Origin of the sequence: Paraburkholderia tropica (assembly GCF_014171495.1) — a bacterium.
In the GTDB taxonomy this organism is placed as follows: domain Bacteria; phylum Pseudomonadota; class Gammaproteobacteria; order Burkholderiales; family Burkholderiaceae; genus Paraburkholderia; species Paraburkholderia tropica.
Map to the genome: position 1 here is coordinate 68508 of NZ_CP049138.1, position 11774 is coordinate 80281.

Consider the following 11774-nt stretch of genomic DNA (forward strand, 5'->3'; position numbering starts at 1 on the left):
CGCGGCGTTGCCGTCGCTCTGCACGGCGTCGATCGGGCTCTATAGTCCCTTCCGGTCCGCCCGCTGGCCGCTCGGACTCCGTTGTGGTCGCTCACTGAGGCCGAACGGATTTTCTGGTGCACGGGACAGGCAAACGCACCAATCTAGGCAGAAGCGCTCGACAATCTCTGAACCTAAATCACGCTTCGCCAAACCCCGACGCCGTGCGTGATCCGCACACTTGTCCCGTACACATTGGCTCTGCCGACCAGCGTCCGCCTATCCAACGCCTCAGCAGAGAGTTGCTGTGTATCGCCACTTCGCTGATCTACATCAACCTCGGCGTGATTACTGTTCGCTGACAATCTGCTGCAGCGCGAAGCGATCGCCGCCCGGTCGGAAGCCACGCAAGCACGTCGGTGGAAAGCACGAAATCCGTCCGCACCTGATCGTCTGCCAGCAGTGACACGTCGTGATCGCGTAGGGGGTGCCGAGCCCGCACGAACTATCCGACGCGCCACCGGCCATTCGGCAACGGCGCGCTACTCGCGACAAAGGGGCCAAGACACACGGGTTACCATTCAACGAAATCGCCCAGTTGCTCCAGCTTTATTAGATTTTCCCTAGGCTGGAGCGATCTTCACCGGACGCCCCGGAGTCCTCGTGGCGCAGTACAGCGTTTGAAATTCGATAACGAAGTGGGCCTGCGCGTCCGCACTGCAGTGTGGAAACTTGCAACGTGGCTGCGTTGGGCGAAGGCAAGCATCGACGAAGTCGAGGCGCGTGCGCGACAGGCAAGCCGGTGGCTGCTCGCGCTCTGGTGAGGAAACCGGTCCAACTCGCCGCCAATAGAGCGGGCGCTACTCTCGGCGCATGGTCACGCAGGCGTTCGTGTATCTGCTTGTGTGCACGTATTTCCACGCTCTCCCCCTTATCTTCGGAACCTCTGAAGATCGCCAGACTATGAGATTCGCTTAAAGCTCTCCAGCTTCGATCGCGCCGCCGCGCTCCGCCATATCGCTTGCCATGTAACGGGCTAGATCGCTGACACACATTCGCTTCAGCTGACTAACGCAGGGGAAAATTAAAAATGGGTGGGACAATACAGTGGTCGCACAGAGGTCTTAGCTGAATGCGGTGTGCAATCGCCTCGTGATAGCCCACGCTCACCAATTGAAACTCCGGTTTAATCCCGGAGTTCGCGAACAAAGTCCGGGATTAAACCGGAGTTTCAAGCCTAACGCTCCGCAATCTCCGGGCGAATGTCCGGCTTTGCGCTCAAATACTCATCGCACCCGACGACACAGACGTATCAACGCGAACCAATCGTCGCGGCAAGACAGTACGGATGATTCGGCGCAGTACGAAGTGTCTCCAATGGAGACACCTTCATCCAAGTGAACGCTGTTATTGCTTCTGACCATTCAGGTCAGATCAACGCGCTTGGCGCTGTCAGCGCGTCGCTGCGCAGATGGGCATTGGCTCAACTTAGGTCACTTTCGAGGAGGACCGCCATACAGGCCAACAGGAGTGTCTCCAATGGAGACACTCTCAGCCACGCGCCTGCATCAGTCGCGTCCAGCGCCACGCCAGTGCGGCCATACAGGACGGAAAAAGCCAGCAACATATCTCCACGCGCCCTCGCGGACAATATGCGCACTATGCTCTAACTTCGGTAACTGGCTGTTTCCAGGAAACGCGAACTCGTGTCTCCAATGGAGACACTATAGATTGGAGTTGCTCGCGTCTCGGCCTCACGAGCCGAGTTGCACCCGAGAGTACCTACTAAGATAATCCGACACAAACACCGGCACCGCTACAGCTTCCATACCTGCCTTACAACAGGGCTCAAAGGCGTCTTCTCGGCATAAGTCGGAACAACCCCCAGAACGCGTGTGTCTCCATTGGAGACACACAGACACGAAGCCTGGTAACGAGTATTCATCTCTAATATCACACCGCGTGCCCGCAATGATTGCGCCTCGGAGGCTCGCTCCACCGGCGGCGTCCCGTAAGCTAGCGATTGCGCTAGGTCTTCACTGGAGCAGCTTCGGTTCAGCCTGCTCATATCGGTTTCAGCGCCCGAAACTCACCGCCAGTGTCTCCAATGGAGACACCTTGGCACTCCGCCGGCATTGTTGAAATACCCGTCACGCGTTTCATGTCGTGTCTCCAATGGGGACACTCCAGATCCAGGAAGCAGCGCCAACAACAACGCAAAAGCATCCCTGCCGCCGCCGAGTCGCTCCACCGGCGCAACTTAGATCTGCATCACCTTGACCGCGGGTTTTCGCGGGTCACGATCGTCTCGCGTTGTAGCGCTATAAACCGCCACACAAAAGACGTAAAAAAAGCCCGATAAATCGGGCTTCGTGGTCCGCACAAAAAGCTTACGCCGTGCCAGTGAATAGTTGGGCAATTAGCTCACGGACTTGCCTTTCCTTTTCATCGGTGAGAAGTCCCGCTCTAATTTTCACAGTGAGGCCCACAGAATCGCGGGTGATAGATCCGGCCTGGTTTCCGCCCGCAAAGATCTTCTCGATCTTTCGATCACTAACGTTATGGTCCGTCTTCCCATCGTCTTCGATTGCTTGCTTGATGGCCTTCGCGAGTTTTGTTTGATCGAGATCGCCAGCGACGACCCTCGTCCAAGCTTGCTTGGCGAGTTCGAATGCCTTCTCGTCTTGATCGCGCAGCACGGAAACCAGGTTCTGGGCGGCATGGGCGCCGAGCAAGCGTGGTTGCACGTCCAAGTCTCGAATGACAAAGTCCGGTAACTCTGCAAACGAGAGAAATCTATACAGCTCCGAACGCGAAATCCCCAAAGCTTCAGCGACCCGCTTACGGCTCGGAAACTCCTTCTCCGTTCGACGAATCGAACGCGAAATCTCGTAGTCCGACAAATCTTCCCGCGCGACGTTTTCGACGAGCGCAAGCAACGCCATCTCTTCGTCTGAAAGGTCGACCACGAAGACCTTGATGATCTCCCTCTCGATCATCTTGTGTGCGCGCCAACGTCGTTCGCCCGCCACAAGTTGATAGCCCGCGTCCTTCCGCCGGACAACAATGGGTTGAACGAGGCCCGACTCTCGAATCGACTCTGCGAGTTGAGTCAGCTTGCTTTCGGAAAACACCTGACGTGGCTGCCACGGATTCGGAACGATATCGGCGACTCTCACCTCTGATGGCAAGCCTGCCTTCTCCAGCTCAGAGATCCGCTGCTGTGCTTGCGCTAACGCTCCTGCCATTCCAGGCGCAGTAAGAGGCGTCTTATTCTTCTCTGATTGTTCAGCGAGCTTGATATCTTTCGTTGCTCGAACGTCGGCCGTTTTGGCCATCATGCGGTCACGCAGGCTGCTCATTGGCCGGCCCTCCACTGTGCAACATATTGATCGTCAATCCACTTGCAGTAATCCATTAGTGGCTGCTTTACCCGCGCCAACGTCTTCGCCACAGTGTCGGCACGTGACAAATCGAACACGGTGGAGAATGCGAGCGCACCATTACTCATGACCGAACTAGCTGGGATCTCAATCGCGTGGAGCCAATCGCCGTAGGCTCGTTGTGTCCACGAGCGAACGACCGGTGCGGACGACGTCGTTCCGTAGTCAACCTTCGAGAGGAGCACGGAAACGAAGTCATAGGTCTTATCGACGTCGTGCTCGGCAAAGCCATTCGCAACCTCGGCGAACAACGACCAAAACGACGAGGAAGAAATAAAGTCGAGACTCTCTGGGACCAAAGGCATCACCATTGAATCGGCCGCCATCAGTCCATTCAACGTCATGTAGGACAGTGATGGTGCCGTGTCGATAATGATGTAGTCGTACTGCGTCCGGAGCGGCTCGATGCCGTTACGCAAAATCGACCAGAACTTGAATCCTGGATTCGTCTTCTGCTCAGCGGGGAGGTGAAATTCCGCATCATGCAGATAGTTATGCGCGGGGATAATGTCCAGTCCGTCCCAATAGGTACTCTGGACTTTCGACCCAAGGCCACCTTCGATGTTCGGATCGTAGATGTAGGGGAGAACGGTATCGTCCCAATTAATATCCTTCTCCGCGTATAGCCCACAGAGTTCCGACAGCGACGCTTGCGGATCCAGGTCGATCATGAGCACCTTGCGGCCGCGCAGGCTGAGACCTTGACCGAGGCACATCGAAGTCGTAGTCTTGCACGACCCTCCTTTGAAGTTCGCCGTTGTCAGCACACGGCCGCGCTGCTCCCGCGTCCCGGTCACAAGCGGTGTCTGATAAATCGTCGAAACCTTCTGCACCCATTGCCGGGCGTCTTTCAAAGAAAAGATCCGTGCTCGACCAGTTCCGTGCGTTTCGCCCGCGGGCAGGTCACTGCCGTCCTTGGTCGCAAGGTAATTGATCTTCTGTCGATCAAGGCCACAAAGCTCCGACAGTTCTCCGATCGTGAAGACCGGAGCATTCTTCCGCGGACGCGGTGCCAAGATTTGATCGCGAAGCTCGTCCGTCATCACTTTCAAACGATCAGCAAACTCACTGAAATCCGTGAGTTTCACCCGTCGATCGATACTTGGAAGCTCGCTTAAATTCATATTGGAAATTCCCTTTCATCAAAGGTGAGGCGATTTCCGAACGCCCACCTTCCATTTCTACGGTTTGGCAGCATTCGCCCGTCGAACCGTAGAATACTCGTCGTGCCGAAGAATTGCCATTACATTCGACCCTTTCGAGGCCCACTGGGGCAAATTGTTCGAAAAGGTTTGAATTTCAACCGCTTAGCGGGAGGGTTTCGGTCCAACGGACGGGCTTCGGCCGTCCGAGCTACGAAGCACCACCTCAATCCACGGTGCGTCGCCGGTTAGAGCAACACAAAACACCTCACCTTAGGGCTGCAAAAGTCGCGCGATCCTGTGCAACTTTCTCGATGGATCACAATTCGCCTCACCTTGTGGTCGCGGATTTTTACGACTTATCTTCGTTTTCTCCGCGGGTTGGCAGCTCCAAGGCACGGAAAGGAGCGCACACATTTCTGATATTGCAAAACACGGGTTAGTTTGTTTTTGTAAACATAAAACCTACCAACCACAAACAGCGACAGTGTCTATCAATATAAACAATGGGTTAGCGTCGCAAGGTGAGGGATTTTATGTCCAAGGTGCTGTTGATTGAGCGCAAGAGTGAGGCGTTTACCCTGCAAAAGTGAGGTATTTAGGCCCGTAAAGTGAGGTGTTTGGGCGGCAATGGTGAGGTAAGTTGTGATCCGATCAGCAAAAGGTGAGGTGATTTGAGCGGCTGTGCTGGGTAAGGTGAGGTGATCTGTGTTGACAGCGCACCTTGCCGTCGGTACCGTACGACACAAATATGCGGCCACGATGGCGAGGGGAGTCGAATGACGGCAGGAGGGCAGGTAGCCACGTCCAGGCAGTTGGCGTTGGCGCTTTTCGACGATGCGCGGGGGGAAGACCTACCGGTCGAAGCCGCCCGAAAAGATATCGGCTTCGCCCGAAAAAACGTCCTCATTCGGATCGTGGATCTTGGTGTTGCCGCGCGGCGGTTGATCGATGCGGCTTATTTTGTGGTGGCTCAGGAGTCTGGCGTTCACGATCTCTATGACGTCGAACTCGACTACTTTAAGTGGCTCATGCGGTACTCAAGCCGCAACAACGCTCACCTCGAGCAGGTCATCACTGAAGCGCAGAGAGCTCTAATCCAGGCTACAGCGGAAGCCGAGGCCGACGGTACAAAGCCGTTCGGCTCTGTACAGTTGATCGGTCGCATTTCCTACGCCGGCGGTCGCTTCCAGTTTCGAGTTCCGCCCGACCTCATCGGCATAATTCGTGGTCCCGGGAAATCGCACTGGTTGAGTCTTCGCATCACTTCACTGTTCACGCTTAGCTATGCGCGAGTGATGTACGACCACCTACTGCCGTATGCAGATGAGGGCGTAACCGAATGGTTCACTCTCGATGAACTACGGTCTTGGCAGGGAGCGATCGGTGCAAAGGCGAAGGAGTTCAAATATTTCAAGCGCGACTGGCTCGGACCAGCTGTCGAGCAGATCAATGCCGTTTCCGACCTCCACCTGTCCTTCGAAACTCGCAATGAGCAGGGGTCGCGAAAGATCGGCCGCCTCCGTTTCCGCATCGAACGTAAAGCCGTCGAGGAGCGCTTGTTACATACGCACGAGCAAGCGAAAGTGCTGTACGAAACGCTCAAGCAAGAGTTCGGGCTCTCCAGCGTTCAATTTGGTCAGATTGCATCGGATCGCGACACGTACACGGACGAACGCTTAGAGCAGGCCATTGAGCGCACTCGCTTCAGTCTAAAGCTCGGCAAGGTATCGAAAAGCCCTGCGGGCTTTTTCATGAAGGCCCTGAAGGAGCGCTGGATTGTGTCGGACGCTGAACGCCTGATGGTAGAGCAGCAGGAGACGCTCGCACTTGCGGAACGACGTGAAGCCGATGCAAGAGAGCATGTGGAAACACGTGTGGCTCTGCAAATCGCGGCTCAGGATGTACATGCGCAAAATCGCATCGTCGATGAGGTGCGCCGCGGTTGGGAAATCTACCAAGAAGCAACGTCAAAGCAGCGGGATGATTTGCGTCGAACGTTCAAGGCTAGTGCGGCAGGCAAGCTCACATTGCGTCGACTGGGCATTGACGTCTCAGGAGATTTTTCCGAGACGATGTTTGAGCGCTACCCGGACCTCCGCGATGGTTTTGCTGGCTTTGTGTATAACAAAGCGCGTGCAGCAAAGGGTAGGGCGCGCTAGCTGTGGCAGCACGTCGGCTCTTGTTTTGTGATCCGCAGGCCGAACGCTAAAGTCTAACCCTCTCAGTGCCCGATTTCTGTTGCCCCGTTGAGACCGGTCGATCGAGGGGTGACCGCCGTGCCCCGTGTGCATCGTGGGCCGCGACGGCCACTTTGCTGAGTACCGACGCTTCAAAGAAAGTAATCGAATTGGATAGCCACTCTTCAAGGGCTGAAAGATGCGGCATCAAGCGCAAGAGCTGAGGTATTTCCACTCGCAAGCTCTGCTTATCCCGCGCAAGTCGAACTCGAATTCCCCCGACGTTTTGTTGGGTGTTGAGGTGCGTGCAAAACTGACCCACTTCCACTAGAAATTTGCATCGAAAACTGACCCACATGTTCAATGCCTGCTTGGACGCCAAGCAGGAGAACCGGAGTGATTACGGTGAGCATGTTGGCAAAGATTCGGCGGATGCATTTCCGCGATGGCGTCCCGCTCAGGGACATATCCCGGCGTACTGGCCTGTCCCGTAACACCATACGGCGATGGTTGCGTGAGCCTTCATCAACCGGTGAGCCGAAGTATCCGAAACGAGACAGCAGCAGCGTTGTCGACCCATGGTCGGAGCAGTTGCGTCTTTGGCTACTGGCTGATACGCGAAGGCCGAAGCGCGAGCGGCGCTCGGCAAAGCAGATGCACGCCGATTTGCGGGCTGCTGGATACGATGGCAGCTACGACCGTGTTTGTGCGTTCATCCGCAACTGGAAGCAGAACCGCGATGAAGGTGGTCTACGCGGAGCCTTCGTACCGCTCGCCTTCGAATATGGTGAGGCATTCCAGTTCGACTGGAGCTGCGAATACGTCTTCATCGGTGGCCTGCGACGCCGGATAGAAGTCGCACACACGAAGCTCGCCGCAAGTCGCGCATTCTGGCTCGTCGCCTATCACACGCAGAGTCACGAAATGTTGTTCGACGCGCACGCACGTGCGTTCGCCGCGTTCGGCGGCATACCCCGGCGCGGCATCTACGACAACATGAAAACCGCCGTGGACAAGGTGGGGCCGGGAAAGGAGCGCGCCATAAACGCTCGCTTCCATTCGATGTGCAACCACTATCTGTTCGAACCCGAGTTCTGCAACCGCGCTGCGGGCTGGGAAAAAGGCATCGTCGAGAAGAACGTTCAGGACCGCCGTCGTCACATCTGGCACGAAGCAATCCGAACCCGGTGGGAGTCGCTTGATGTTCTGAACGTCTGGCTGGCCGAGCGCTGTCGGCATGCCTGGCAGGAGCTTCGTCATCCTCAATGGCCCGAGCTGACAGTAGCAGATGCGCTACAGGACGAACGCCCGCGTCTGATGCAGTGCCCCAAGCCGTTCGATGGCTACATCGAGCAGCCCGTTCGCGTGTCGTCAACCAGCCTCATCCACTTCCAGCGCAACCGCTATAGCGTGCCAGCGGAGTTCGCAAATCATGTTGTGAGTTTGCGAACGTATCCGGCGTATATCAGCGTCGTCGCCGATGGCAACGAGATTGCACGTCATGCACGTAGCTTCGACCGATACCTGACCTTCTACGACTGGACGCACTACATCAGTCTTGTAGCCCGCAAGCCGGGCTCCCTACGAAACGGAGCCCCGTTCCTCACAATGCCCGAGCCAATGCAGCGGCTTCAGCGTCACCTGCTCCGACAGGTTGGAGGCGACCGCGTAATGGTGCAGGTGCTATCGGCAACGCCTGTGCATGGTCTGGAAGCGGTGCTGGTTGCCGTGGAGCTGGCTCTCGAATCTGGCAGGCCAAGTGCCGAGCATGTACTGAATATCCTTGCTCGCCTGAAAAGCCCCGCGTCCCGCAGTTCCGACGGCGTACAGACATCACTACGGCTGAAGATAGAGCCGCTCGCCGACGTTCACCGGTACGAAAAGCTTCGCACTCCGCGCAAGGAGGATGGTCATGTCGAATGAAACCGCAGCGCAACTCAAATCGCTCAAGCTCCATGGAATGGCGCAGGCGTGGCCAGAGCTGGTCGCCCAGGCGCGGCACAACGAGTTTGAACCGGAGAAGTTTATGCAGATGCTGCTAAAAGCCGAGACGGCCGAGCGACTGGTTCGGTCCATCAACTACCAGATGACCGCCGCGCGGTTCCCAGCGCATCGTGACCTCGCTGGCTTCGACTTCGAACAGGCCAGCACGGACGAGCCGCTCGTGCGTGAACTCCACACGTTAGAGTTCTGCGAATCGGCGCAGAACGTCGTGTTCATTGGCGGGCCAGGTACGGGCAAAACCCATCTGGCTACGTCGCTTGGCATCGAAGCCGTACAGCACCACGCAAAGCGCGTGCGCTTCTACACTACCGTTGAACTGGTGAACCAGCTCGAAGCAGAGAAAGCCGCTGGAAAACCGGGGCAAATCGCCAACAGGCTGATGTATGCAGACGTCGTCATCCTTGACGAACTCGGCTACCTCCCGTTCACCCAGACCGGCGGCGCACTACTGTTCCACCTGTTCTCAAAGCTTTACGAACATACAAGCATCGTTGTGACAACGAACCTTAGCTTCACCGAGTGGTCGAGCGTGTTCGGCGATGCGAAGATGACTACTGCTCTGCTTGACCGCTTCACGCATCACTGCCATATCGTGGAAACAGGGAATGATTCGTGGCGCTTCAAGAACAGCACAGCAGCGCAACCCACGAAGCGGACGGTGTCCCGCAAAACCTCACCTAAGACTGTAAAAGACGAAGAAGCTGACGCGCAGGAATGACGATTCTGCGCCAAAAGGGTGGGTCAGTTTTAGATGCAAAAAGTGGGTCAGTTTCTACTGCAAATCAACAATCAGGCACGTCAGTGCAATCTCTCGGCGCGTTTCATCTTCGCGGTGCCGGAGATCAAGGGGCTGGGCCTGATGGAGTTGCCCACCAACTCGATCTACGTGTTGCAGAAGGCATATTCGGCGATGCAGACCGTTGCGCTGGCACGCGGCAGGCTCACCGGCACGCGCTTCTGGATTTCGAAGCGGGAATTCGAGATCACGCGTATCAACGAGGTTGGCGAAGCGGTTCGTCAATCGCAGTTGCTCACGGTGCTCGATGCGGATATCGACATCAGCGCGTTGCTCGACGGCGCGGACGATCACCCGCCCGCGCTCGCGGTTGCGGGCGGTGCGGCGATGTTGCTGGAGGGAGCGGGGAGCCCTGTTCCCAATAACGTGCATGCGTTGCGGCCAGCTGCAGATGACGGTGTGTCGCCGGACGGTCAAGACGCGATGGCGGCTGGTGACAGCGATCACGACGGTGATCCGATGCCCGGCGAACCCGAATCGCTCGATGACAAGCTCGAGCGCATGTCGGACCTGCTCAAGCGGCTGGGTCTGAGCGTCGAAGCACGACAGCGTGATTTCCGTCGCTTCGCCTATGTGAAGTACGGGAACGGCTGGACGAAACGTGTCGAAGACGTTGACGGCATGAACGCGCGACTCGTCGCCGCGCTCGAAGACCGCGCTCCCCTGGAGCGGGAAATCGAGGCAGCGGTGCGCGACGCCGTGTTCCAGTAACCCTGAGCCGACCCTGTTGGGGTCGGCGATTCTTTTGCTCGATCCAAGCTGTTAGAACCGCTTCGCGCGGGTCCAATAAATGAGGCTGCCTTCGGGTGGCCATTTTTCGTTTACGGAGGTGTGTCTTGAAGATCGCCCATTTTTCTGACCTGCATTACTCGCCGGAGCGGCTCGACGAAGCGGATCGTTGCTTCGGTTTTGCCGTCGACGATGCCATCGCTCGCAATGCGCGCGTGGCCGTTGTCTCCGGCGATTCGACCGATCACCGGCTCGACGCGCATTCGCCGGCGCTCGGCGCACTCGCGCGCCAGATTCACCGGCTCGCGGCGGCCATGCCCGTGATCATGCTGCAAGGCACGTTCTCGCACGAACCGCCCGGCACGCTCGATATCTTCGCGCTGATGGGCTCGACCAACGAAGTGTTCGTGGCCGATCGCATCCAGCAGGTAGCGTTCGGGCACGGCCGCTTCATCGCGTCTGCGGGTGCGGTGTTCAGCGCCGACGAACTCGCGCACGTGATCGAGATGCATCCCGACGCGGTGTTCACCTGCCTGCCCACGATCAACAAGGGGCAGTTCGCGGCGAGTGTTGGCGCACTCGCGGCCGCCACCGATCTGGGGGACGTGCTGGGGACGTATCTGGCAGCGTCTGGCTCGGTGAACGCGCAGTTGCGCGAGGCGGCCATCGCAACCGTCGGCATTTCACACGGCACGGTGGTGGGCTGCGAGACGGAGCACGGTGTCACGATGGCGGGATTCGATCACGAATTCTCTCTCTCGGCGCTCTTCGACGCGCAGTGCTCGGCGTTTCTGCTGGGCCACATCCACAAGCATCAGTCGTGGGAGAGCGGCGGGCGGCGCATCGCCTATCCCGGGTCGATCGGGCGCTTCCACTACGGCGAGCAGGGCGAGAAGGGTTACCTGTTATGGGAAGTGGATACCGATGCGGCCTCGGCCGACCTGATGCCCACACCTTCGCGCCGCATGCTGTGCGTGGACTTCGACGGGCCGCCCGACATGGAACGGCTTGCCGCGCTCGCGGCGGACTCGGGCGATGCATTCGTGCGCATCCGCTGGCAGATCGACGAGGAGCATCGGCAGTCCGTCGATCGCGCTGCAATCGAAGCGATGTTCGCGCATGCGCCCGGCGTCAAGATCGAGCCGCGCATTCTCCCGATCGTGCGCAGCCGCGCACAGGGCATCAGCCTGGAGACGTCGGTCGATGCGAAGCTCGCGCGCTGGTGCGAGTTGACGGATGTCGCGTCATCGCCGCTGCTCGAACGCCTGCAGATGCTCGAAACGGCTGACGCGTCTGAGATAGCCGAAGCTGTGCTGGCCGGTCTGGAGAGCCCGTCCGGGGCTGCGCCGCTGTCGCTGGTCGTTGGCGCGGCCGCGGACGCTGATGTCGTCGAGGCACAGCCGTCGGTCTCACCGTCGGTCGACGGGTCCAGTCCCGACTGGCTCGAAGGCGATCTTTTCGCGGCGTAAATCACTCGCCGCCAACACGTGAGCGGGGCCTG

6 protein-coding genes and 1 pseudogene are annotated in these 11774 nt (G+C 57.9%); 5 read left to right on the forward strand and 2 right to left on the reverse strand.

Features of this window, described 5'->3' with window-relative positions:
• Positions 1-2369: 2369 nt before the first annotated feature.
• Positions 2370-3341 (reverse strand): ParB/RepB/Spo0J family partition protein, encoded by a 972-nt coding sequence (locus tag G5S35_RS37390; protein WP_074986994.1) that lies wholly within the window; start codon positions 3339-3341, stop codon positions 2370-2372.
• Complete coding sequence (locus G5S35_RS37395; protein WP_110329761.1) at positions 3338-4546, reverse strand: ParA family protein; 1209 nt, start codon at positions 4544-4546, stop codon at positions 3338-3340. Before G5S35_RS37395 ends, G5S35_RS37390 begins: the two co-directional genes overlap by 4 nt.
• A 797-nt stretch (positions 4547-5343) precedes the next feature.
• On the opposite strand from G5S35_RS37395, the gene G5S35_RS37400 reads away from it, so the two are divergent.
• The 5 genes and pseudogenes from G5S35_RS37400 to G5S35_RS37420 all read left to right on the forward strand — a co-directional run bounded on the left by G5S35_RS37400 (position 5344) and on the right by G5S35_RS37420 (position 11742).
• The gene (locus tag G5S35_RS37400) at positions 5344-6726 is read left to right on the forward strand and encodes a replication initiation protein (protein WP_110329762.1); all 1383 of its coding nucleotides are present in this window, start codon (positions 5344-5346) and stop codon (positions 6724-6726) included.
• Between the two features lie 423 nt (positions 6727-7149).
• On the forward strand, positions 7150-8667 hold the full coding sequence (istA, locus tag G5S35_RS37405; RefSeq protein ID WP_183039732.1) for an IS21 family transposase: 1518 nt from the start codon (positions 7150-7152) through the stop codon (positions 8665-8667).
• Positions 8657-9466: an IS21-like element helper ATPase IstB gene (gene istB / locus G5S35_RS37410; RefSeq protein ID WP_183039733.1), complete on the forward strand. Its 810-nt coding sequence runs from the start codon at positions 8657-8659 to the stop codon at positions 9464-9466. The genes istA and istB overlap by 11 nt, the downstream gene beginning before the upstream one ends.
• A gap of 72 nt (positions 9467-9538) precedes the next feature.
• Positions 9539-10255 (forward strand): annotated as a pseudogene (locus G5S35_RS37415) (recombination directionality factor); the annotation flags it as partial.
• Between the two features lie 125 nt (positions 10256-10380).
• Positions 10381-11742 (forward strand): metallophosphoesterase family protein, encoded by a 1362-nt coding sequence (locus G5S35_RS37420; protein WP_183040820.1) that lies wholly within the window; start codon positions 10381-10383, stop codon positions 11740-11742.
• Positions 11743-11774 lie beyond the last annotated feature (32 nt).

What these genes read in the sequence shown, in the direction of transcription:
- G5S35_RS37400 (WP_110329762.1), top strand. Translation starts at nt 5,344, where the DNA reads ATGACGGCAGGAGGGCAGGTAGCCACGTCCAGGCAGTTGGCGTTGGCG.
- G5S35_RS37390 (WP_074986994.1), bottom strand. Translation starts at nt 3,341, where the DNA reads ATGAGCAGCCTGCGTGACCGCATGATGGCCAAAACGGCCGACGTTCGA.
- G5S35_RS37395 (WP_110329761.1), bottom strand. Translation starts at nt 4,546, where the DNA reads ATGAATTTAAGCGAGCTTCCAAGTATCGATCGACGGGTGAAACTCACG.
- istB (WP_183039733.1), top strand. Translation starts at nt 8,657, where the DNA reads ATGTCGAATGAAACCGCAGCGCAACTCAAATCGCTCAAGCTCCATGGA.